Annotated in this window: 18 protein-coding genes; 9 read left to right on the forward strand and 9 right to left on the reverse strand. The window is 73.6% G+C overall.

All coding sequences use genetic code 11. The features are described 5' to 3' along the window. Positions 1 to 28: 28 nt before the first annotated feature. Positions 29 to 2,314: an endopeptidase La gene (gene lon, locus KIT14_22265; protein ID MCW5893249.1), complete on the reverse strand. Its 2,286-nt coding sequence runs from the start codon at positions 2,312 to 2,314 to the stop codon at positions 29 to 31. Positions 2,315 to 2,402: 88 nt separating this feature from the next. On the opposite strand from lon, the gene KIT14_22270 reads away from it, so the two are divergent. Next, on the forward strand, positions 2,403 to 3,854 hold the full coding sequence (locus tag KIT14_22270; GenBank protein ID MCW5893250.1) for a diguanylate cyclase: 1,452 nt from the start codon (positions 2,403 to 2,405) through the stop codon (positions 3,852 to 3,854). A 62-nt stretch (positions 3,855 to 3,916) separates the two neighbouring features. Here the strand turns inward: KIT14_22270 and KIT14_22275 are convergent, their stop codons facing one another. Together KIT14_22275 and KIT14_22280 are read right to left on the reverse strand one after the other, a co-directional pair. Beyond that, complete coding sequence (locus tag KIT14_22275; protein ID MCW5893251.1) at positions 3,917 to 5,023, reverse strand: FAD-binding oxidoreductase; 1,107 nt, start codon at positions 5,021 to 5,023, stop codon at positions 3,917 to 3,919. Further along, positions 5,020 to 7,113: an ATP-binding domain-containing protein gene (locus KIT14_22280; protein MCW5893252.1), complete on the reverse strand. Its 2,094-nt coding sequence runs from the start codon at positions 7,111 to 7,113 to the stop codon at positions 5,020 to 5,022. Before KIT14_22280 ends, KIT14_22275 begins: the two co-directional genes overlap by 4 nt. Positions 7,114 to 7,272: 159 nt before the next feature. On the opposite strand from KIT14_22280, the gene KIT14_22285 reads away from it, so the two are divergent. Then, positions 7,273 to 7,695 (forward strand): VOC family protein, encoded by a 423-nt coding sequence (locus KIT14_22285; GenBank protein MCW5893253.1) that lies wholly within the window; start codon positions 7,273 to 7,275, stop codon positions 7,693 to 7,695. 171 nt (positions 7,696 to 7,866) lie between these two features. Here the strand turns inward: KIT14_22285 and KIT14_22290 are convergent, their stop codons facing one another. Together KIT14_22290 and KIT14_22295 are read right to left on the reverse strand one after the other, a co-directional pair. After that, on the reverse strand, positions 7,867 to 9,051 hold the full coding sequence (locus tag KIT14_22290; GenBank protein ID MCW5893254.1) for a cytochrome P450: 1,185 nt from the start codon (positions 9,049 to 9,051) through the stop codon (positions 7,867 to 7,869). 12 nt (positions 9,052 to 9,063) lie between these two features. Continuing rightward, on the reverse strand, positions 9,064 to 10,185 hold the full coding sequence (locus tag KIT14_22295) for an amidohydrolase (protein ID MCW5893255.1): 1,122 nt from the start codon (positions 10,183 to 10,185) through the stop codon (positions 9,064 to 9,066). A 103-nt stretch (positions 10,186 to 10,288) separates the two neighbouring features. On the opposite strand from KIT14_22295, the gene KIT14_22300 reads away from it, so the two are divergent. After that, positions 10,289 to 11,560, forward strand: coding sequence for a class I SAM-dependent methyltransferase (locus KIT14_22300; protein ID MCW5893256.1), 1,272 nt, complete (start codon positions 10,289 to 10,291; stop codon positions 11,558 to 11,560). Further along, a complete protein-coding gene (locus KIT14_22305; GenBank protein MCW5893257.1) occupies positions 11,553 to 12,002 on the forward strand; it encodes an NUDIX domain-containing protein in 450 nt (149 codons plus the stop codon). Before KIT14_22300 ends, KIT14_22305 begins: the two co-directional genes overlap by 8 nt. Here the strand turns inward: KIT14_22305 and KIT14_22310 are convergent. Both KIT14_22310 and KIT14_22315 read right to left on the reverse strand, forming a co-directional pair. Then, positions 11,986 to 12,222, reverse strand: coding sequence for a hypothetical protein (locus tag KIT14_22310; protein MCW5893258.1), 237 nt, complete (start codon positions 12,220 to 12,222; stop codon positions 11,986 to 11,988). The genes KIT14_22305 and KIT14_22310 overlap by 17 nt on opposite strands. Positions 12,223 to 12,328: 106 nt before the next feature. Then, entirely contained in the window at positions 12,329 to 12,907 is a 579-nt protein-coding gene (locus tag KIT14_22315) for a hypothetical protein (protein ID MCW5893259.1), read from the reverse strand. Positions 12,908 to 13,203: 296 nt separating this feature from the next. On the opposite strand from KIT14_22315, the gene KIT14_22320 reads away from it, so the two are divergent. The 3 genes from KIT14_22320 to KIT14_22330 all read left to right on the forward strand — a co-directional run bounded on the left by KIT14_22320 (position 13,204) and on the right by KIT14_22330 (position 17,429). Next, positions 13,204 to 13,416, forward strand: coding sequence for a hypothetical protein (locus KIT14_22320; GenBank protein MCW5893260.1), 213 nt, complete (start codon positions 13,204 to 13,206; stop codon positions 13,414 to 13,416). A 291-nt stretch (positions 13,417 to 13,707) separates the two neighbouring features. Further along, positions 13,708 to 15,159 (forward strand): multicopper oxidase family protein, encoded by a 1,452-nt coding sequence (locus KIT14_22325; protein ID MCW5893261.1) that lies wholly within the window; start codon positions 13,708 to 13,710, stop codon positions 15,157 to 15,159. A gap of 185 nt (positions 15,160 to 15,344) precedes the next feature. Then, positions 15,345 to 17,429, forward strand: coding sequence for a CRTAC1 family protein (locus KIT14_22330; protein MCW5893262.1), 2,085 nt, complete (start codon positions 15,345 to 15,347; stop codon positions 17,427 to 17,429). Here KIT14_22330 and KIT14_22335 read toward each other — a convergent pair. Next, the gene (locus tag KIT14_22335) at positions 17,426 to 19,222 is read right to left on the reverse strand and encodes a sulfatase (protein MCW5893263.1); all 1,797 of its coding nucleotides are present in this window, start codon (positions 19,220 to 19,222) and stop codon (positions 17,426 to 17,428) included. The two genes, KIT14_22330 and KIT14_22335, sit on opposite strands and share 4 nt — an antisense overlap. Positions 19,223 to 19,337: 115 nt before the next feature. On the opposite strand from KIT14_22335, the gene KIT14_22340 reads away from it, so the two are divergent. Then, the gene (locus tag KIT14_22340; GenBank protein ID MCW5893264.1) at positions 19,338 to 19,802 is read left to right on the forward strand and encodes a hemerythrin domain-containing protein; all 465 of its coding nucleotides are present in this window, start codon (positions 19,338 to 19,340) and stop codon (positions 19,800 to 19,802) included. Further along, positions 19,799 to 21,007 carry a glycosyltransferase gene (locus tag KIT14_22345; protein ID MCW5893265.1) on the forward strand — a complete coding sequence of 403 codons (1,209 nt, stop codon included), beginning with the start codon at positions 19,799 to 19,801 and terminating at the stop codon, positions 21,005 to 21,007. The genes KIT14_22340 and KIT14_22345 overlap by 4 nt, the downstream gene beginning before the upstream one ends. A gap of 1 nt (position 21,008) precedes the next feature. Here the strand turns inward: KIT14_22345 and KIT14_22350 are convergent, their stop codons facing one another. Further along, on the reverse strand, positions 21,009 to 21,824 hold the full coding sequence (locus KIT14_22350; protein ID MCW5893266.1) for an SDR family oxidoreductase: 816 nt from the start codon (positions 21,822 to 21,824) through the stop codon (positions 21,009 to 21,011). Positions 21,825 to 22,110 lie beyond the last annotated feature (286 nt).

Raw genomic sequence — 22,110 nt, forward strand, 5'->3', positions numbered from 1 at the left:
GACGGTGGCGCCGTCCCCGCCGCCCCGCTCAGGCTGCGGCCGCGGCGGCCGCGGGGACGAGGGCCAGCTGCAGCACCTCGTCGATCGAGCCGACGCAGTGGAGCGTCATCTTCTCCCGCACGTCGGCGGGCACGTCCTCGATGTCGGGCCGGTTGCGCTCGGGCAGGATGACCTCCGTCAGCCCCGCCGCGTGCGCGGCCAGCACCTTCTGCTTCACGCCTCCGATGGGCAGGACCCGGCCCTGGAGCGTGATCTCGCCCGTCATGCCGACGGTGTGCCGCACCGGCCGTCCCGTCAGCAGCGACACCAGGGCGGTCGTCATCGTGACGCCGGCGCTGGGGCCGTCCTTGGGAATGGCGCCCGCGGGTACGTGGACGTGGAACTCGCGCCGGCGGAAGGCCTGCTCGTCGACGCCGAGCTCCGCCGCGTGGCTGCGGACGTACGTCAGCGCGATCTGCGCCGACTCCTTCATGACGTCGCCGAGCTGTCCGGTGAGCGTCAGCCCGCCGGTGCCGCCGGCCATGGTCGACGCCTCGACGAAGAGGACGTCGCCGCCGGTGCCCGTCACCGCGAGGCCGGTGGCCACGCCGGGAACGGCCGTGCGCACCGCCGACTCCTGGAAGAACTTCTGCTTGCCGAGCGCCTCGCGCACGGCGGGCAGGTCGATCACGAGCGGCGTCGGCGTGGACGCGCTGGCGATCTTCGTCGCCGCCTTGCGCAGGATGGTGCCGAGCTCGCGCTCGAGCTGCCGCACGCCCGCCTCGCGGGTGTATTCGCCGACGATCGTGCGCAGGGTCGCGTCCTCCACGTCGACCTCCTCGGGGCGCAGCCCGTTGCGCTCGGTCTGCCGCGGCCAGAGGTAGCCGCGCGCGATCGCGACCTTCTCGTCGAGGGTGTAGCCGTCGAAGCGGATCACCTCCATGCGGTCGAGCAGCGGCCCGGGGATGGTGTCCGCGACGTTGGCCGTGGCGAGGAACAGGACCTGCGAGAGATCGAGCTCGACGTCGAGGTAGTGGTCGCGGAAGGTGCTGTTCTGCGCGGGGTCGAGGACCTCGAGCAGCGCCGCCGACGGGTCGCCGCGCCAGTCGGCGCCGAGCTTGTCGACCTCGTCGAGCAGGATGACGGGATTCATGGTGCCGGCGTCGCGCAGCGCCCGGACCAGGCGGCCCGGCAGGGCGCCGATGTAGGTGCGGCGATGGCCGCGGATCTCGGCCTCGTCGCGCACGCCGCCGAGCGACATGCGGACGAACTTCCGGCCGGTCGCCCTGGCGATCGACTCGCCGATCGACGTCTTGCCGGTTCCGGGAGGGCCGATGAGGGTCAGGATCACGCCCGAGCGCTTGTCGTCCGGCACGCCGCGCTCGGCGCGCAGCTTGCGGACGGCGAGGTGCTCGACGATGCGGGACTTCACGTCGTCGAGCCCGGCGTGGTCGGCGTCGAGCACGCCGCGGGCGTGCACCGGGTCGAGGTTCTCCTCGGAACGCTGCGACCAGGGGATGGCGACGAGCCAGTCGAGATAGGTGCGGATCATCGAGGACTCGGCGCTCTGCTCACCCATGCGCTCGAAGCGCTTGAGCTCGCGCTCGGCCTGCTCGCGCACGGCGTCGGGCATGCCGGCCTCGGCGATCTTCTTGCGATACTCGTCGGCGACCGAGGCGTCGTCCTCGTCCAGCTCCTTGCGGATCGAGTCCATCTGCTTGCGCAGGAAGTACTCGCGCTGCTGCTTCTGGGCGCCGGACTCGACGTCCTCGCGGATGCGCTTGCGCACCTGCAGCTCGGCGAGGCGACTGCGCTGCAGGTCGAGCGCGAGGGTCAGGCGCTCGACGACGTCGAGCGTCTGCAGGACCTGGAGCTTCTGCTCGAAGCGTACGTCGGGGGCGTAGCCGACGGTGTCGGCGAGCGCGCCGGGCTCGGTGATGGAGCGCACGAAGGCGCTCGCGCGGCCGTCGTCGCCGCGCAGCAGGAGGATCTCCTCGACCACGGCGCGGTACTCGCGCTCGAGATCGACCGTGCGGCTCTTGGGCGGGGTCGTGTCGGGATGCTCCTCGACCTCCACGAGAAGCTGGCCCTCGGGCCCCGTGCGGGCGGCCCCGGCGACGCCGCGGGATACGCCCTGGAGGGAGACGCCGCGGACGCCGCCAGGGAGGCGGACGCGCTCCACGACGTCGGCGATGGTGCCGACCTTGGCGTAGTCGGTACCGTGACGGGGGACCAGCAGGACGCGCCCGGCGTCTCCCACGTCCACCGGCAGCGTGACCTGCATGGTGGGGAAGACGACCGTGTCGTCCAGCGGGATCAGGCGCAATGTGGTCATCGTCGGCCGAACCTGGGCCCGATCGGGCGGATGTCAACGGGCGCAAGCGTTGACCCGTCCCGCCGAGTTGGCGAGTCTCCGCCCGATCATGACCGCACCGGCTCCCGCCGCGCCCGACGCCGTCGTCGCCGAGCTCACGGCGCTCCGGGCCGACGTCGCCCGCCTGCGTGCCAGCGAGGCGGAGCAGCGCGAGTGGGTGGAGCACACGAACAGCATCGTGCTGCGCTGGGATCCCGAGGGCCGCATCCGCTACCTCAACACGCACGGTTGCGAGCTGTTCGGCTTCATCGCCGACGAGCTGGTCGGCCGCTCGGTGATCGGTACGATCGTCCCGGAGACGGAGAGCTCGGGCCGCGACCTGGTGCGCATGATCGCCGAGCTGCTCGCCCACCCGGACCGGTTCCTCGCCAACGAGAACGAGAACTGCCGAAAGGACGGTACGCGGCTCTGGATCACCTGGCGCAATCGCGGGCTCCTCGACGCCGACGGCAACCTGCGCGAGATCCTGTCGTCGGGCATCGACAGCACCGAGCGCCGGCGCGCCGAGGAAGCGCTGCGCGCGAGCGAGTGGCGCTACCGCGTCCTCTTCCAGTCGACCCCCGTCGCGCTGCTGGAGCGCGACGTCTCGGCCTTCGCCGCCTGGCTGACGAGCCCGGGCGCCACCGGCCCCGAGGCCGTCGTCGCCGGGCTCGAGCGCATCCGCACCACCGACCGCAACGCGGCGGTCCTGTCCCTCCTCGACTTCGACCCGCGCGAGCACGACGAGCCCGCCCTGGAGGCGGCCGTGACCGCGCTCCTGCGCCCGTGGGCGGCGGAGCTGGCGACGGCGGTCGCGTCGCGGACGATGGTGCAGCTGGAGCGCGAGACCGAGCTGCGCACGCTGCGTGAGAAGCCCCGTCACGTCGTCGTCCGCGGCACGCTCGTCCCCGGCCCCGACGCCGCCGCCGGCCGCCTGATCCTGGCCCTGGTCGACGTCACCGAGCGCGTCCGCACCGAGGAGACGCTGCGCGCGACCGCCACGCGCTTCCGCGACCTCGCCGAGCACGACAACCTGACCGGCCTCTACAACACGCGCTACCTCTACGAGGCCCTGGAGGCGCTGGTGCGCACGGAGACGCGGTGCGCGCTCATCTTCGTCGATCTCGACCGCTTCAAGCGCGTCGTCGACCAGAACGGTCACCTGAACGGCAGCCGCGCCATCCAGGAGGTCGCCGCCACCATCCGCACCGTCCTCGAAGAGCCCGCCTTCGGCGTCGCCTACGCCGGCGACGAGTTCGTCATCGTCCTCCCCGGCGGCACCCGCGACGACGCGGTGACGCTGGCCGAGGAGGTTCGCACCCGTATCGCCCGGACCGTCTATCTCGTCGGCCAGGGCCTGCGCGTCCGCCTGCGCGCCAGCTTCGGCGTGGCCGCGTTTCCGGACGACGCGCAGGACGTGGAGGGGCTGTTGTCGTGCGGGGATCGGGCGCTGTTCGACGTGAAGCGGCGCGGACGGGGGTTCGTGGGGACGGCGGTGGCGCTACTGGGGCGCGGGGTCTAGGGCACGCGGACGGCGGCAGGACAGGTTTCTTGCCGTCGTACAGCCGGGGAGGCCCGCCTCCCTCACGCCACCCGACCCCACGCCGGCAGCTCCGCGTTGCCCACCACCGCCTCCGCCACCATCTCCCCGACGCGCACCCCGAGGGCGATCCCATGTCCCGCGCACGCGCCGGTGACGATCACGTTCGCCAGGTCGGGATGTCGGCCGAGGAGCGGACGCCGGCTCGCGCGGAACGCGATCGGACCGCCCCAGCGGTGCGTGACCGTGACCTCGGCCAGGGCCGGATGGAGCCGGCGGACGCGGGTCTCGAGGTGTGTGAAGGCGGCGGCCACCTCGGGGTCGCGCATGCCGACGCGATCCGGGTCGTGCGGCGACAGGGGCACGAGGCCGGCGCCGAGGATGAGGCTGCCGTCGCGCGTCGGGCGGCCCCACAGGTAGGGCAGGTCGGCGGTGTAGAACGGGAGGCCGGCGCCGAGGCCGATGGCGTCGTGGACGCGCGCGGGCAGCGGCGCAGTGCACAGGCCGAGCGTCAGCAGCGCGGCGAAGCCGTCGCCGGCGGGGACGAGGGCCGGCGTGAAGGCGTTCAGCGCGAGCACCAGGTGGTCGGCGACGACGCGGGTCGCGTCCGCGAGCGCGAGCGTCACCGGAGGACCGGACTCGACGCCGACGACGCGGGCGCCCTCGCACACCGTCGCACCCGCCGCCACCGCCGCGCGGGCGAGGCCGTCGACCAGCGCGGCCGGGTCGACCGTGCCGCCCGGGACCGTGGTCGCGATGCCGAGGGGCTGCCCGTCGTCGGTCCACAGCGGCGTGACGCCCGCTCCGCCGCGGTGGGAGAGCTCCCAGCAGCCGTCCAGGCGGAGATCGCAGGCGATCTCGTGCTCGGCGACGACGCGCGCGAGCGTCTCGAGGCAGCACATGACGCCGGGGAGCGCGCCGACCGCCGTGCCCTCGAGCGGGATGCCGCCCGTGCAGCCGCTCGCGCCCGCGCCGAGGTGCGCGGCTTCGAGGACCGCGACGCGGACGCCGCGTGCGGCCAGGTGCAGCGCCGTCGAGAGGCCGGTGAAGCCGGCGCCGACGACGGCGACCTCGCAGCGCGCCGGCGGGGCTGCCGGCGGCGGCCGGTACGCGAGACGCCAGGGCGGCGTGCCCCAGCGCGGCATGGTCACGCGACGCCTCCGGCGGCATCGCGCACGAGGGCCGACGGGGTGCCGACGCTGACGACCCACAGCTGATGCACGGCGCGGGTGGCGCCGACGTGGAGCCGGCGGCGGGCCGCGGGCGTGTCGGGGAAGTGCGACGTGCTCACCTCGACGAGAACGACGTAGTCGAACTCGAGCCCCTTCACCTGCTCGATCTCCGTCACCTCGACGCCGGGTGCGAAGCTGAAGTCCTGGCGCTCGACGCGGCGCAGGCGCGGCACCTCGCCCGTCGTGAGACCCTGGGCGTAGATCGCGCTCAGCTCCGGCGACGGCGTGAGCACCGCCACCGAGGCCAGCGGCTCCTGGCGCGCGAGGTCGCCGAGCGCGTCGGCGAGCGACGCCACGGCGGCGCCGTGGTCGGTGTAGCGGAACAGCTCGACGGGTGGGCCCGAGCGCACCGTGCGCGCCGGCGTCGCGTCCTCGCGCAGCGGCCCGAGGACGGCGTCGGCGAAGGTCGCGATCTCGTGCGTGCAGCGGTAGCTCACCTCGAGCGTCGACACCGCCGCGCCCTCGAGCCCGAGGCGATCGAGGAACGCCGACCACGAGGTGAAGCCGCCCTCGGCCGAGATGTGCTGCTGCGTGTCGCCCGCGAGCGTCAGGCTGCGGCGCCGATCGAGGCAGCCGAGCAGCACCTGCACCTCGAGCGGCGAGAAGTCCTGCACCTCGTCGATGGCGACGTGCTTGTAGCGCAGCGGTCGCTCGCCGCCGCTCGGCAGCGGCCCGACGCGGTGCTGCCAGGCGCGCAGCAGCAGCGCCAGGTCCTCCTGCTCGAGCGCCGCCTCGACGTGCGGATCGCCGCCGAGCCACGCCAGCAGCTCCTCGTGCCGTCGCCGCGCCCAGTCCGCGACGCGCTCCAGCTCGTCGGCGCTGAACTCGCCGGGCGCCTGCTGCGCGAGCACCTCGGCCAGCAGCGCGGGCTGGGTCAGCACGCTCGCCCAGTCGTCGAACGCCTGCGCCGGCGTCGCCTTGGCCTCGACGCGGGCGACCTGGAGCGCGAGCGCGGCGTCCATCGCGGGGTGCAGCTTCAGCCGCGCGACCACGCCCGGCACCGTCTCGCGGATGGCGCGCGGCAGCTTCGGCCACAGGCGTCGCACCTGCTCCGCCGCCCACTCGGGGAAGGTCCGCACCTGCACGCGCGCGACGCCGAGCGCCGGCAGCACGTGGCTCACGTAGTCGCGCAGCGCCGGCGAGAAGACGAGGAAGAGCGTGTGCGACGAGTCGATCGCCGGGTCGTCGTAGGCGAGATAGGCGATGCGGTGCAGGGCGACGGTCGTCTTGCCCGAGCCCGCCGTGCCGCGGATCACGACGTAGCCCGCCTGCGGCCGCACGATGAGGTCGAACTGTGCGGGGTCGATGAGCCCGGCGATGTCCGGCAGGTGCTTGTCGGCGCGCCGGGCGCGGCCGGCGACGTCGGTGCCGAGCCGGCGGTGGCCGCCCGCATCGACGTCGTGGGCGCGCAGCGCCGAGCCCTGGCCGCCGCCGAGCGCCGGCCGCGCGATCTCGAGCCGGCTCCAGCCGTCGGCCGCCGCCGGGTCGCGTGCGAACGTGCCCTCGGGCGCCTCGACGCGCAGCAGCGCGGCGTCGCGGATGGCGAGCGTCCGCCGGGTGGCGACGACGCCGGTGCGCGTGCGGCCGGCGATCTCCTCCTCGTACTCCTCGCCCTGCCGGTAGCGATAGAAGATCTGCGAGACGGGGGCGTTGCGCCAATCGACGATGGGGTAGTCGGGCAGCGTGCGCGTGGTCTTGCCGATCAGGATGTCGAGCGGGCGGCCGTTCTCGCGCAGCGCCAGGTGCGCGAAGTACGGCGAGCCGGGATCGACGTCGGTCGGGCGCTCGGCGGTGCGCAGCTGGCGCAGCAGCGCCGACTGCCGGTCCCACTGCTGGAGCAGCGCGGGGCGGTCCTCCGTCTTGGCGCCTTCGCGGAGCGCGTCGCGCACCTGCTCGAGCTCGCGGACGACGGCGGTCTCGGACGGCGCGGTGGCGGCGCGCGTGGTCTCGAGCGCCGCGCGGACCTGGGCGAGGATGCGCAGCTCTTCGTCGACGATGGGATCGGGCACGGTGGCTCTTCTCGGATGGCGCTCGGCCCGGTCGATCTCCGACCGGATCGGGCACGCTAGCCCGTTCCGCGCCGGGGAACCAGCGCCGCGAGGCACGCAGGTGCGGACCGGGGCGTGGCGCCGCTCGCGCACCCGCCCGGGGTCGGGCATGAAGGGCCCATGGCGGACGTCGGCCTGACGCACGTGGCCCTGCCGGTGCGCGACGTCGAGGCGAGCATCGCCTTCTACGGGCGCTTCGCCGCCATGCGCGTGGTGCATCGTCGCGCCGATCCCGAGAGCGGCCACCGCGTCGTGTGGCTCGGGGATGGGACCCGGGCGTTCGTCGTCGTCCTCCTCGAGGTCGAGGCGGTCGACGTGCGGCTCGGCGGCTTCGCGCATCTCGGCGTCGGGTGCGCGAGCCGCAGCGAGGTCGACGGGCTCTGCGCCCTGGCCCGTCGCGAGGGGCGGCGCTGCGTCGGTCCGACCGACTCCGGGCCGCCGGTCGGCTACTGGGCGATCATCGCCGACCCCGACGGCCACAACCTCGAGGTGTCCTTCGGGCAGGAGGTGGGGCGGACCGTCGGCGAGCGCGGCGCGGGCTGAGCGCCGTCGGGTAGCGTTGCCCGGGGCGCCGCGCTCGCTGGGCCGCTCGTCGTGCTGCTGGTGGCGGTGAGCGTGGCGCGCGCGCTCCGGTCGTGGCGCCCAGGCCGTCACCGTTCGTGCGAGCCAGTGCGTCCTCGCCCACCCGGGTACGCGACGGCGCAGCGCCGACGGTCACCCCGCCATGAACGGCACGCGCGCGAAGCCGTGCACGTTGCTCATGTGCACGCGCTCGCAGCCCGCCTCGTCGACCGCGTAGCGCGGGAAGCGGCGTGCGAACTCCTCGAGCGCGACGCGGCTCTCGAGGCGCGCCAGCGACGCGCCGAGGCAGAAGTGGATCCCCTGGCCGAAGCCGAGGGCGACGGGGATCTGCCGGTCGAGGTCGAGCCGATCCGGATCGGGAAACGCACGCTCGTCGCGGTTGGCCGCGCCGGTGAGGAGCAGGATGCGGGCGCCCTTGGGCACCGTCTGGCCGTACCACTCGAGGTCGCGGGTGGTGACGCGGCCCTGGTACTGCGACGGCGACCAGTAGCGCAGCACCTCTTCGACGGCGTCGGGGATGCGTTCGGGCCGGTCGCGCACCGTCGCCCAGACGGCCGGGTTGCGGGCGAAGAGCACGACGGCGTTGCCGAGGAGCTTCGTCACCGTCTCGTTGCCGGCGGCGCCGAGGAGGGCGCAGAAGCCGACGATCTCGCCGTCGCTGAGGCGCGTGCGGGCGCCGTCGTCGCCCTCGAGCTCGGCGTCGAGCAGCGCGGAGATGAGGCCGTCGTTCGGGTTCGCGCGCAGGGCGGGGAGGAGCTGCATCCAGTAGCGCTGGAGCTCCATCATCGCGGCGGCGGCACGGTCGGGGACGCGCGGGGAGTCGTCGTCGCGGTCGAGCGACAGGTCCATCCAGGCGCGCAGCTGGCGGCGGTCGGCGTCGGGGACGCCGAGCATGGTGAAGATGACCTCCATCGGCAGCAGGGCGGCGAACTCCTGCACGAAGTCGCCGCCGCCGCGCGCGCGCAGTGCGTCGAGGAGCCTGACGGCCGTGGCCCGCACGAAGGGCTCGAGCGCGCCGATCCGCCGCGGCGTGAACACCTTGTTGACCAGCTTGCGCAGCCGATCGTGCTTCGGCGGGTCGAGGAAGATCATCATCGGCGTGATCTCGAACCACTTCGGGTCCATGCGCTCGATGGTGGTGCCTTCCGCGGAGCTGTACGTCTGCCAGTCGTGGGTCGCGGCGAGGACGTCGTCCCAGCGCGACAACGCCCAGAAGTCCAGGGACGCGTTGCGGTAGATCGGCGCCTCGTCCCGCAGCCACCGGTAGGTGGGGTAGGGGTCGGCGTGGAAGTCCCACGAGAACGGATTCAGCTCCATCGGGCGCGGGCGTCAGGCGTCGAGGTTCCAGAACCGGCGCGCGTTGTCGCAGACGATCTTGCGGCGCTCCTCCTCGGCGACCTCGGCGAACAGCTGGTCGACGACGCGCCGCGAGTACGGCCAGTCGTTGCCGTGGTGCGGGAAGTCCGTCGACCAGGCCATGTTGTCGACGCCGACGAGATGGCGCACGGCGACGCCGGCGCGGTCGACGATGAACGTCGCCAGCCAGTGCTCGCGGAAGTAGTCGCTCGGCACCTGCTTGATCGTCGAGCCGGCCCAGTAGCGGTTCCGCCACCAGCGGTCGTCGACCATCTCGAGGAAGTGCGGGATCCAGCCGACGCCGGTCTCGATCGCGCCCATGCGCAGCTTCGGGAAGCGGTCGAAGACGCCCTGGAAGATCATCTCGGTGATGAGCGGCATCGTCAGCGAGAAGGCCGTCGCGCCGATCGCGACCGCCGCCGACTTGGACGCCACCGTCTTCGTCTGCTGGGCGGCGAGCAGGAGGTGGATGCTGACCGGCATGTCGAGGTCGGCCGCCGCCGCCCAGAAGGGGTCGTCGTCGGGCGAGAGGTTCTGTCCGCCCGACGGCCAGGCCGAGATCGCGACGCCTTTGAAGCCCTCCTTCTTCGCGCGCTTCAGCTCGGACACCGCGGTGTCGATGCCGACGTTCGGGGTCTGGAAGACGCCGACCAGCCGCTTCGGATCGGGGGCGCAGAAGCCGTCCCGCAGCCAGCGGTTGTAGGCCTGGATGCCGGCCAGGTGCGCGTCGCGGTCCTGGCTCTTCATGAAGGTCAGCATGGCGCGCTGCGGCGGATAGAGCAGCTCGGCTTCGACGCCGTCCTCGTCCATGATCGCGAGGCGCGCGGCACCGTCGTAGCAGGACGGGTGGATCGTCTCGCCGTAGCGGGCGCCGGTCCACTTGAGCTCCTCCGGGCGCGTGCCGACGCAGGTGACGAGGCCGAGCGGCTCGGGGGTCGTCGCGCCCATGTAGAGCCAGGCGTGGCCGCCGGCGCCGTCGTCGACGAGCTTCGGCGCGGTGTCGAGGAACTTCTTCTCGAGCCACTTGTCCCAGAGGTCGGGCGGTTCGACGGTGTGCGAGTCGGCGGAGACGAGGCGCTGGCGCGGCGTTGGCATCTGCCCGGAGTAGCAGGGTCGGACGCTCGGCGGGAAGAGGTGGGCCTGGCGCGCCGTCCGAGGCGTGGTAGGTAGATGTGTCTCGTCATCAAGGAGGACGGTCATGGACCTGGCCTCGCAGACGACACCCCTCACTCCGCGCCCGGTGGTCCCGCCGCCGCCCGCGCGCCGGCCCGTCGACGGCGAGGGACGCGGCTTCGGTGCCCAGGTGGCGCGCCGCCTGCTGCACGGCCTCGGCGATCCGCCGATCGCGCTCGTGCTGCCGGGCGGCCTCACGATCCAGACGGCGCCGTCGCCGCCCGTCGCACGCCTCGTGTTCCACGACCTCGCGATGTTGCTCGGCGTCGTCGCGCCCGACGGCGACCTGCACTTCGGCGACGCGTACGCCGACGGGCGGATCGAGGTCGAGGGCGATCTCGTCGCGCTCTGCGAGACGGTGTTCCGCGTTCCGTGGGACGGGCCGGGGGCCCGCGTCGCGGCCTGGTGGCGCCGGCTGCGCCGGCGCTCGAACTCGCTGCGCGGCTCGCGGCGCAACGTCCACCACCACTACGACCTCGGCAACGACTTCTACGCGCTCTGGCTCGACCGCGAGATGGTCTACACGTGCGCGTACTTTCCGACGCCGGACGCGTCGCTCGAGGCGGCGCAGGTGGCGAAGATGGAGCACGTCGCCCGCAAGCTGCGCCTGCGGCCGGGCGAGCGCGTCATCGAGGCGGGCTGCGGCTGGGGGGCGCTCGCGCTCCACCTGGCGCGCCGACACGGCGTGCGGGTGCGTGCCTTCAACGTGTCGCACGAGCAGATCGCGTGGGCGCGGGAGCGCGCGGCCCGCGAGCGCCTGGCCGATCGCGTCGAGTTCGTCGAGGACGACTACCGCAACGTCGGCGGCGGGTGCGACGCGTTCGTGTCCGTCGGCATGCTGGAGCACGTGGGGCCGGAGCACTATGCCGACCTCGCCCGCGCCATCGACCGTACCCTGACGCCCGACGGCCGCGGTCTGCTCCATTCGATCGGACGCAACCGGCGCGCCGAATTCAGCGCCTTCATCGAGCGTCGCATCTTCCCCGGTGCGTACGCCCCGACCCTGGCCGAGATGGTCGCCCTCCTGGAGCCGATCGACGCCTCGGTGCTCGACGTCGAGAACCTCCGCCTGCACTACGCGCGTACGCTCGAGCACTGGCTCGACCGCTTCGAGGCCCAGCGCGACGTCGTCGCACGGCGCTTCGACGACCATTTCGTGCGCACGTGGCGGCTCTATCTCGCCTCGGCCACCGCGAGCTTCCGCGCCGGCTCGCTCCAGCTGTTCCAGGTGGTGTTCGCGCGCGGGCGCACCAACGCGATCCCCTGGACGCGCGCCGACCTCTACCCGCGTGGCTGAGACGCGCGGGCCGCGGCGCGCCGCCGGGGTCGTCGTCGTGCGGCGGCTCGACGACGAGGGCTGGCGCGTGCTCGTGCTGCGCGCCTACCGCAACTGGGACTTCCCGAAGGGCGTCGCCGAGCCCGGCGAGGCGCCGCAGGCGACGGCGGTGCGCGAGGCCGAGGAGGAGGCGGGCCTGCGCGACCTCGCCTTCCGCTGGGGCGACGGGTTCGTCGAGACCGAGCCCTACGCCGGCGGCAAGGTGGCGCGCTTCTACGTCGCGGAGAGCCCGGGCGATACGGTCGTGCTGCGGCCGAACCCCGCGCTCGGACGCGCGGAGCACCACGAATGGCGTTGGGCGACGTTCGCCGAGGCGCGGCGCCTGCTGGCGCCGCGCCTCCAGCGGGTGCTCGCGTGGGCGGCGAGCGTGGTGGGTGTCCGCGATCTCAATGCGCGTTGCTGACGGCGTCGTCGGTGGCGACCCGCGTCGCCTCGCTCTGCGCATCGATCCAGGCGGACAGCACCCCGGTCGTCGGTCGCGGCAGCTGGCTCGGGCTGCTCGCGACCCGTGGGACGCCGGTGTCGGCCGGGACGACCGTCCCCAGGTCGAACACCTCGAAGATGGCGTTCGGAGCCGTCAGCATCACGAAGAGAAACGCAGTTCCCGTACGCGACGAGGTCATCGTTCTCCTCCTCGCTCCGGTCCGGTGCGCCTCCGCGATCGTACCGGAGCTCTCGATGACGTTGCGTGACGACTACACCCGCTTCAGGAAGCCGACAAGATTATTTTCAGTGGCAGTTCAGCTTGCCGCCCTGGTTGCGATAGGTGCAGCCGAGCTCGCTGAAGAAGCGCCGCCCGCAGTGCGGGCTGCCGTCGACGGCCCGCAGGTAGATGTGCACGTAGACGTTCCGCACCGGAGGGGCGAAGGTCATGTTCTGGCCGTAGACGAGCACCTTGAGGGTCCCGGGTCCGACCGGGCTGCGGCGCGCGAGGATGCGCTGGATGCCGCCGAGACTCCCGCGCCGGTCGGAATAGACCCACGCGTTGCGGAGGCGGCTGCCGCTCCACCGGGCTCCGGACGGCAGGCCTGCGTTCCCGGGTATGGTGACGTCGGCCATCACGGTGCCCGCGTCGTCGGTCATCCGGAACCGCAGCCCGGTCTCGGCGACCTCGATCTCGGTGCCGGCAACGAGGTCTATGCGTCCGCGGTAGAGCACGCGCTGCCCGCCGAGCGGGAAGTCGAGCTTCCTCAGCCGCAGCCTCGTCCCGTCCATGACGTCGCACGAGAGGTCGAGCTGGGCCGTCGCCGGACGGCCGGTGAGGAGCGTGAGCGCCGCGACCGCGGCGAGCACGAGGTACGCTGACATACGGATTCCCTCCCGAGAGTAGTACCTCGACACAGCAGGCGCCGTGCCATGAGCGCTGGACGTCTATGTAAGCCTTTTCAGTGGGTTGGCTCCTGTGCCCACTACGACCATCGGACGCCGGGGTGACCCGCGCGCGCGGGGACGGCGCCGGTGCAACGAACCGTGTCCGGCGTCCCCACCCGTCCGCTCCGTTGGACCCGGAGTCCGGCATTCCGGACGCCAGGACGCCCCGACCCACGTCCACACGCGCTGCTGCGCCGGCATTCGGGTTGCTGAGTGGGGACAGGAGGCGCGTGATGATGCGTTCGAACGATGGCGAGAAGATCTCCGTGGGGCGTTGCCGGCGGTGTCAGGTCGAGTTCGTGTCGCAGCCGTCCGATCGACTGCTGACGATGTCGCTGCTCGAGGTGCACGCCGCGATCTGTCCCGGCGGGATGCGCGCCACCGAGCGCGTCGAGCCCGCCGCCGCGCGCTCGCTCCTGCGCAGCGAGATGCTCGCGTCGGCCTGACGCGCCCCACCCCGGGGCCAACTACGCTGCCGGTCGGTGGCACGGCGATGGGCGGCGCCCGCACCGTCGTCGGGCTGCCTCGGCGGGGAAGAGGGGCTCCGCCCGCCATCCGCCGGCGACGCCGGCCGCCGAGGTCGCCGTCTGCCGCCCGTGCCGCCGACCGACGCCGTGCCCGTGGCGCTCGTCGGACGGCTCCCGTGGCGCATCGTCGCCTCAGGGCGACGCCGCCGGAGTTGACGGCGTACGGCGTGCCCGGTAGCGACCGGCGCGAACGAAAGGGGAGGGTGGGCGATGGCGGGAGCAGGCGTGGCGACGGGGGCGCGACGGTGGATCGCGGCGGCATTGGTGCTGGGGACGACGGGTCTCGCGACGGCGGCGCCGCGGCCGATCCTGACCAACCCGCCGCAGCTGGCGAGCGTGAACGGGGTTCTGGAGGCGACGCTCCAGGTCGGCATGCAGACGTTCACGGTCGCGAACAAGCTCGTCACCGCGCCGGTCTACAACGGCTCGTACATCCCGCCCACGCTGCGCGTCCGCCCGGGCGACACGATCGCGCTGCACTTCGTGAACGCCATCGACCAGCCGACGAACCTCCACTACCACGGCATGAACGTCTCGCCGCTGGCGCCGGGCGACGACGTCTTCCTGCACATCGCGCCGCTGCAGACGTACGACTACCGCATCGACATCCCGGCGACGCATCCGTCGGGCGCGTTCTACTATCACCCGCATCAGTACGGACTCACCGAGTCGCAGATCATGGGCGGGATGTCGGGCCTGCTGATCGTCGACGGCCTGCTCGCCCCGTTCCCGCAGCTCGCCGGCATCACCGACCGCGAGATCGTGCTGAAGGACATCCAGATCAAGGACGGCCGCCTGCCGGACGACATCGACCCGAGCGCGCCGACGAACCGCACCGTCAACGGGATGCTGAAGCCGCGCATCGAGATCGCGCCCGGCGAGACGCAGCTCTGGCGCATCGCCAACATCGGCACCGACATCTACTACAAGCTCCGCCTCGACGGACATCAGTTCCACGTCGCCGCACGCGACGGGAACCGGCAGAACCAGATCACCTCGACGAAGGAGCTGCTGATGCCGCCGGCGAGCCGCTTCGAGGTGCTGATCCAGGCGAAGAAGAAGGGCCGCTACGACTTCCGCGCGCTGAAGTTCAACACCGGCCCCGTGGGCGACCGGTATCCGGGCACCGTGCTGGCGACGATGGTGGTGAAGGGCCGCAAGCAGACGCAGATCGCGCTGCCGACGCCGGACCAGTTCCCGCCGGTGCCCGACCTGCGCAGCGTCCCGAACCGCAAGCCGCGCACGATCGTCTTCTCCGAGTCGTCCGACGGCAACACGTTCTACATCGGGGGCAAGGAGTTCGATCCCACCGTCGTCGACACGACGGTGAACCTGGGCGACGTCGAGGAGTGGACGATCAAGAACTGCAGCCAGGAGCTGCACGTCTTCCATATCCACCAGCTCGACTTCCAGGTGACCGCGGTGAACGGCGAGCCGACGCCATTCACCGGCTACCAGGACACGGTGAACATGCCGTTCGCGACCGGCGAGGGGAAGGTCGACGAGGACTGCGAGAACGGCACGCCGGGCATCGTCACGGCGATCGTGCCGTTCATCGAGCCGACCAACGTCGGCAAGTTCGTGTACCACTGTCACATCGGCGAGCACGAGGACAACGGGATGATGGCGGTGATCGAGGTGAAGGACCCGGGTGGCGAGTAGCGCGCGCGGGCGCGGCGCGCTGGTCGCGGGCGGGCTCGCCCTGGTGACGCTCGCCGCCGTGGCGCTCGCGCCGCGTCGTGCGCCCGTCGACGTCCCGTGCTGCCGCGCGCCCGTCGCCGCCGCCCGCCGCCGACGCGGGCGCCCCCGCCTCGGCCGCCGCCGCCGCCGCGGCCGGTCACGCGCGCATGGTGGCGGTGCTCGCGGAGATCGCGCGGCGCGCGCCCGACGAGAACGTCTGGATCGGCGACCAGCAGGCGCGGGCCTTTCGCCGGCTCGCCGCCGATCCGGACTTCCTCGCCACGCCGCGACGGCGCTGGTCGGTGTTCCGCACCCTCGGCTTCCACGAGCTGCGTCTCGGCAACGACGAGGCTGCGATCGCCGCCTACGCCCGCGCCTGGGCGGAGGTGCCCGCGCTCGGCCGCAGCGTCGACGCCGACGACCAGACGCGCACGCTGTTCGACCTCGCGGTCGCGCACCTGCGCCTGGGCGAGTCGCAGAACTGCGTCGCCCGTCACACGAGCGAGAGCTGCATCGTGCCGATCGGCCCCGCAGGCGTGCACGCAAACCCGGAGGGCTCCGAGCGCGGCATCGCGCTCCTCGACCAGGTGCTGGCCCGCGACCCGGGCCACCTGCCGGCACGCTGGCTGCGCAACGTCGCCGCGATGACGGTCGGCGCCTGGCCGGACGGCGTGGCCGCGGCGGTGCGCATCGGGCCGGAGGCGTTCGCGTCGGCCGAGCCGTTCCCGCGCTTCGCCGACGCGGCGCCGGCGCTGGGCCTGGCGACGCGCGACGTCGCCGGCAGCGTCGTCGTCGACGACTTCGACGGCGACGGCGTCCTCGACGTCGTCACCGTCACCGCCGACCCGTCCGTGCCGGTGCGCTACTTCCGCGGCGTATCCGGCGGGCGCTTCGAGGAGCGCACCGAGGACGCGAACCTGGACGGCATCACGGGTGGCCTCGGCCTGCTGCACGCCGACGCCGACGGCGACGGCGATCCCGATCTGCTGGTGCTGCGCGGCGCCTGGCAGGAGCGCTTCGGTCGCCAGCCGATGTCGCTGCTGCGCAACGACGGCGGCGGACGCTTCACCGACGTCACCTTCGCGAGCGGCCTGGCCGAGCGGCCGTGCCCGACGCAGACCGCGGCGTGGGCCGACTACGACGGCGACGGCGACCTCGACCTCTACGTCGGCACCGAGTGGGCGGCGGCGGTTCCCTGCGCGGGCCAGCTCTTCCGCAACGACGGCGGGCTGCGCTTCACCGACGTCGCGCCGGCGGCTCGAGTCGAGAACAAGCGCGTCGCCCGCGGCGTCGTCTGGGGCGACTTCGACGACGACGGACGACCCGACCTGTTCGTCGCGAACTGGAACGCCGCCGACCGCCTCTACCGCAACCGCGGCGACGGCACCTTCGACGACGTCGCCGCGGCGGCGGGCCTGCACGGCCCGTGGAGCAGCGGCGCGGTGGCGACCCTGGACGTCGACCAGGACGGTCGGCTCGACCTCTACGTCGCCGCGTCGACCCCGTTCCACGCCGCCGCGCCGGGCGACGATCGCTACGACGAGCTGGGTCCCCTGCGCGCCGCCGTCGCGAGCTTCCTCGGGCTGCCGCACCGGGGGGAGTCGGGGCGGCTGTACCGCAACCGCGGCGACGGCACGTTCGCGGACGTCACCGAGGCGTTCGGCATCGGCCGCGTGGTGCACGCCGGCGGCGTGGGCGTGGGCGACCTCGACGCCGACGGCTTCGAGGACCTCTACGTCGGCACGGCGTACGCGGGCTACGAGGGCATCGTGCCGAACGTGCTCTGGCGCAACACGGGCGGACGAAGCTTCGCCGACGTGACCACCGCCGCGGGCATGGGGCATCTCCAGAAGGCGGGTGGCATCGTCGTCGCCGATCTCGACGGCGACGGCGACCAGGACGTGCTCGTGCGCACCGGCGGCCTCTTCGCGGGCGACGCCTTCGTCGACGTCGTCTTCCGGAACCCGGGCGGCGCCGGCCGTGCGCTCGCGGTGCGCCTGCGCGGTGCCGGCGCCAACACGGCGGCCATCGGTGCGCGGCTGCGGGCCGAGGTCGGCGGCCGCGTGCTGCATCACCGGCTCGGGGCGGGCGGCAGCTTCGGCGGCGCGCCGCTCGTCGCCTGGTTCGGCCTCGACGATGCGACGCGCGTCGACGTCCTCGAGGTGACCTGGCCCGACGGTGGGCGCGACACCTGGCGCGACCTGCCTGCCGGCGTGCCGGTGACGCTGACGCAGGGCCAGGGCCGCGGCTAGTCGACGTACCCGAGCGCCTCGAGCCTGCGGCGCTGCGCGGCGTCGAGCGGCGTCGCCGGGCCGGCGGCGAGGATCTGCGCGTGCGCGGCGACGTGGGCGCGCAGCCGCCGGGCCAGCACGTGCGTCTCGGGCGGCCACGTGTCCGCGGGCAGGGCGTGCTGCTCGCCCGGGTCGGCCGCCAGGTCGTAGACCTGCGTCGCGTCGCTGGCGCGGTCGACGATGACCTTCCAGCGCGACGTTCGCACCGCGATCGCGTCGGGTCCCTCGAGGAAGACGACGTCGGCCCCCGGTCCGGCCGTGCCCTCGATCAGCGGCCGCAGCGAGCGGCCCTGGAACGTCGGCGGCGCCGACAGACCGACGTAGTCGAGCACGGTCGGGGCGACGTCGACGAGCCCGACCAGCTCCGCGACGCGGCGGCCGCGCGGCGTGCCGGAGGGCGTGCGGAGGAGGAGGAGCGGCACGTGCACGAGCTCGTCGAAGAGGGTGTCGCTGTGATTCAGCGTGCCGTGCTCGAGAAAGGCTTCGCCGTGATCGGCCATGAGCACGACGAGCGCGTCGTCCAACATGCCCTCGGCGCGCAGCGCGGCGAAGAACGCCGTCAGCTGGTCGCTCGTGTAGCGGATGGCGCCGTCGTACTGCGCGACGTAGTAGCCGACGTCGTTGCGGTGGTGCGGCAGCCGGAGGTACCCGTAGTCGGGCTGGCGGAAGATGCCGCGGGGGAACGGCCGCGCGGGCTCGGGTGGCGCGTAGCGCGTGTCGTAGGGTGGCGGCGGCGCGTAGGGCCCGTGGATCTGGCGGTAGTGGAGGTAGAGGAAGACGGGGCGGTCGCGGTCGCGGACCTGCACCCAGGCGAGCGCCGAGCCCTGGATCGCCCGTGCCGTCTCCCAGCGCTCGTGGGCCGGCCGGCTCTCGTCCTCGGCGTGCGGCAGGATGCGGTCGCCGTCGTAGTACGCGTCGAAGCCGTAGTAGAAGCGGTAGCGCTGCTCGAGCGACGGGTTCGGCATCCACGCCGCGGTTTGGTATCCGGCGTTGCGCAGGACCTCGGGCAGGAGGAGCAGCGCGGGCGGCGCCTGATCGCCGCGCCCGCGGATGCCATGGGTGGCCGCGTGCACCGAGCCGAGGAACGACGGCACCGACATGCGGGTCGTGTTCGCGGGGGAGAACGCGCGCTCGAAGAGCACGCCGTCGGCCGCGAGCGCGTCGACGAACGGCGCGGTGTCGCGCGTGTAGCCGTAGGCCGTGAGGTGGTCGGCGCGCAGGGCGTCGAGGAGGACGACGATGACGTTCGGGCGGCGCGGGGTCGGAGCGGGCGCCGTGCGTGCGAGCTCGATGCGCGCGCTCGCGAGCGGCGCCAGCGCCACGAGCGTCGCCGCGACGAGGCCGCGCGCGCCGACACGCGCCCGCCACGGCTCGGCGAGCAGCGCGACGACGAGCCCGAGGCCGACCCAGGCGGTGGGATCGCGGAAGAGACGCGAGGCATGCAGGGCGGGCCCGAGCATGGCCGCGTCGTGCGCTGAAGAGGAGCACGCCCGCGGCGGCGGCGCCGGCGGCGCCCGCGGCGCGGCGGAATCCCGCGCGCGGAGCGCGGCGAGCAGGCTGGCGGCCGACGCGCCTCCGAGCCCGCCGAGCAGCGCGCCGGCGCGAGCTGCGTCCCAGACGAGCGCCGCGCCCGTGTGCGCGAGGTCGAGCGTGGCGTACGCGTTGGCGTCGCCCTGCTGGACGCCGAGCCCGTAGCCCACGACCGCGCCGACGGCGAGTGCGAGCAGCGTCGTGCGCAGCAGGGTGGTGGGCATGTGGGGCCGGGTGGCGGCTGTAGTCGCCCGCGCGTACGGCTGCAAGTCGTGTCGGCCGGCTTCCTGCCCCGGTCCGGAGTGCGTCGCCGGGTGGCGGCTGCTAGGAGGGGCGACCATGCGCGTGGTCGACGTCCTCACGGGCGAGCACGGAGTCTTCCACTTCCTGGTCGAGCAGCTCGACGACGCCGTCGGGCACTGTACGACGCTGGTCGAGCTGCGGGCCGCGGCGGCGCCGATGGCGATCGCGCTCCTCGGCCACGCCCGCATCGAGGAGGCGACGCTGTTCGCGCCGCTCGAGCGCGAGCTCGGCCTCGGCACGACGGGGCCGCTCCACTGCCTGCGCGAGGAGCACCAGGAGATGGACCGCGTCGTGAAGGCGATGTTCGCGCAGCGCGAGCTGCCTGCGCTGCGCGCCGGCGTACGCGAGCTCGTCGAGCTGACGCGCAAGCACCTCGGCCGCGAGGAGACCGTGCTCTTCGCCGCGGCCAACGAAGCGCTCGCCGTCGGCCGCAGCGAGCAGCTCGGCGCCGAGTGGGCGCGGGCGCGCGGCATCACCGGCATCATCCGGGGCGGCGCGTGAGCCTCGTCGCCGCCGTCGCGCTCGCCTCGCTCGCGGCGTGGGCGTGGCTCGTGCTCGGTCAGGGCGGCTTCTGGCTCGGCGACCAGCGGCTCGACGGCGACGATCCCGATCCGGCGGCCTGGCCGTCGGTGACGGCCGTCGTACCGGCGCGCGACGAGGCCGACGTCATCGCCCGCGTGGTCGCGTCGCTGGCGGCACAGGACTATCCCGGCCCGTTCCGCGTCGTCCTCGTCGACGACGAGAGCCGCGACGGCACCGGCGACGTCGCGCACGCCGCCGCCGCGGGCTCGGACCGCCTGACGATCGTGCGCACGCCGCCGCGCCCGGCGGGGTGGGTGGGGAAGATGTGGGCGGTGCAGACCGGCGTGCGGGCCGCGATGCAGATGGCGGTCGCACCCGACTATCTCCTCCTCACCGACGCCGACGTGGTGCACTCGCGCGGCAACGTCCGCCGCCTGGTCCAGCGCGCCGAGGCGCGCGGCCTCGCCCTCGTGTCGCTGATGGTGCGCCTCCACTGCGCGCGCGGCTGGGAGCGGCTGCTCGTGCCGGCCTTCGTCTACTTCTTCCAGAAGCTCTATCCGTTCCGCTGGGTGAACGACCCGCACGCGCGCACCGCGGCGGCGGCCGGCGGCTGCATGCTCGTCCACGCGCCCACGCTCGGCCGCATCGGCGGCATCGCCCAGCTGCGCGGCGCCGTCATCGACGATTGCGCGCTCGGCGCGGCTCTGAAGCGGGTGGGGCGCGTGTGGCTCGGGGTCACGACGAGCGAGCACAGCGTCCGGCCGTACGTCGGCCTCGGCGACGTTTGGCACATGGTGGCGCGCAGCGCGTATACGCAGCTCGGCTACTCGCCGGTGATCCTCGCCGGCACCATCCTCGGCCTCGCGCTCGTCTACCTCGTGCCGCCGCTCGCGCTGCTCGCGTGGCCGCTGCACGGCAGTGCGGTGGCGGCGACCGCCGGCGCGGCGGCGTGGCTGGCGATGGCGGCGACGTTCCTGCCCACGCTCGCGCTGTACGGGCGCTCGCCGCTCCTGGCGCTGGCGCTGCCGCTCGCCGGCGTCCTCTACGCCGCCATGACGTTCGACTCCGCGCGCCGGCATTGGACGGGCCGCGGCGCGGTGTGGAAGGGGCGCGTCGGGGCGGGGGCCGGCGCGGCGGGCGCCGAAGTGGTCGCTCCCGAGCCGCCGCGCGCCGCGACCGGCTGACTCACGCCGGCGGCCGGCCCTTCCACTGCACCATGCTGGTGTTGACGCCGAGCCAGCCGGCGACGCGGTTGAACGCGCGGATCGGCAGCAGGCCCTTCATCGCGGGCGTCACGCGCACGAGCCACGGCATGCGCACCACGGGCTTGTTCGCGAGGATGCCGCGAACGGTCCGCTCGGCGACGCGGTCGGGCGTCAGGAGCCGGGTCATGAACGGCGCGCGCGCGCCGTCGAAGAGACCCGTGGTGACGTAGCTCGGGCACACCGTCGTCACGTGCACGTTGCGGTGTCCCTGTAGCTCCAGCTCGAGCGCCAGCGACTCCGAGAAGCCGATCACCGCCCATTTGCTCGACGCGTAGGTCGCGCCGAAGGGCAGGGCGATGTAGCCCGACGCGCTGGCGAGGTTGACGACGTGCGCCTCGGGACGGGCGAGGAGGTCGGGCAGGAACGCGTGCGTCATGGCGACGAGGCCGATCGTGTTCACGCGATAGGTCGCGAGGTGGCGCTCGACGGGCACGTCGAGGAATGCGCCGCCGAAGACGACGCCCGCGTTGTTGACGAGCACGTCGAGCGGGCCGCCGTCGCGCAGGACCGCCTCGCGCAGGCCCTGGATGCGCGACGGGTCGGTGAGGTCGACCTCGTAGCTCTGCACCGTCGTGCCGCCGGCACGCAGCGCCTCGGCCGCTTCGAACAGGCGCGGGCCGTTCAGATCGACCAGCACGAGCTCGGCGCCGTCGCGCGCGATGCGCTCGGCGAGCCGGCGGCCGATGCCGGACGCGGCGCCGGTCACGAGCACGCGCTTGCCTCGGAGCGTCTGCACGAATTGTCCCTCCTCTGCCGGCCGGGCCGGCCGGCGGTGTGTAGCCCGGGCAGCCGGGTTGATCCAACCGCGGCCGCGTCGCAGACCGGACGGGTGCTGGATCTGCCGACGGTCGCGTTGGTCGCGGGCCTGCCGGTCCTCGTCCCCCAGGCCGTCTGGGTGCGGTGGCGCACGCTGCGCCTGCCCGAAGCCGACGGCGACCCGCACGGCACGCTCGCCGGCACCGGGCTGCCGCTGCGGATCGTGCTCCTCGGCGAGTCGACCGTGGCCGGGGTCGGAGCGTCGC

The sequence above is a fragment of the bacterium genome, assembly GCA_026129405.1.
Lineage (GTDB): Bacteria > Desulfobacterota > Binatia > DP-6 > DP-6 > JAHCID01.

Excerpts from the sequence above, each read along its gene's own strand:
- lon (MCW5893249.1), bottom strand. The coding sequence starts at position 2,314 with ATGACCACATTGCGCCTGATCCCGCTGGACGACACGGTCGTCTTCCCC.
- KIT14_22270 (MCW5893250.1), top strand. The coding sequence starts at position 2,403 with ATGACCGCACCGGCTCCCGCCGCGCCCGACGCCGTCGTCGCCGAGCTC.
- KIT14_22285 (MCW5893253.1), top strand. The coding sequence starts at position 7,273 with ATGGCGGACGTCGGCCTGACGCACGTGGCCCTGCCGGTGCGCGACGTC.
- KIT14_22290 (MCW5893254.1), bottom strand. The coding sequence starts at position 9,051 with ATGGAGCTGAATCCGTTCTCGTGGGACTTCCACGCCGACCCCTACCCC.
- KIT14_22295 (MCW5893255.1), bottom strand. The coding sequence starts at position 10,185 with ATGCCAACGCCGCGCCAGCGCCTCGTCTCCGCCGACTCGCACACCGTC.
- KIT14_22300 (MCW5893256.1), top strand. The coding sequence starts at position 10,289 with ATGGACCTGGCCTCGCAGACGACACCCCTCACTCCGCGCCCGGTGGTC.
- KIT14_22310 (MCW5893258.1), bottom strand. The coding sequence starts at position 12,222 with ATGACCTCGTCGCGTACGGGAACTGCGTTTCTCTTCGTGATGCTGACG.
- KIT14_22315 (MCW5893259.1), bottom strand. The coding sequence starts at position 12,907 with ATGTCAGCGTACCTCGTGCTCGCCGCGGTCGCGGCGCTCACGCTCCTC.
- KIT14_22320 (MCW5893260.1), top strand. The coding sequence starts at position 13,204 with ATGATGCGTTCGAACGATGGCGAGAAGATCTCCGTGGGGCGTTGCCGG.
- KIT14_22325 (MCW5893261.1), top strand. The coding sequence starts at position 13,708 with ATGGCGGGAGCAGGCGTGGCGACGGGGGCGCGACGGTGGATCGCGGCG.
- KIT14_22330 (MCW5893262.1), top strand. The coding sequence starts at position 15,345 with ATGGTGGCGGTGCTCGCGGAGATCGCGCGGCGCGCGCCCGACGAGAAC.
- KIT14_22335 (MCW5893263.1), bottom strand. The coding sequence starts at position 19,222 with ATGCCCACCACCCTGCTGCGCACGACGCTGCTCGCACTCGCCGTCGGC.
- KIT14_22340 (MCW5893264.1), top strand. The coding sequence starts at position 19,338 with ATGCGCGTGGTCGACGTCCTCACGGGCGAGCACGGAGTCTTCCACTTC.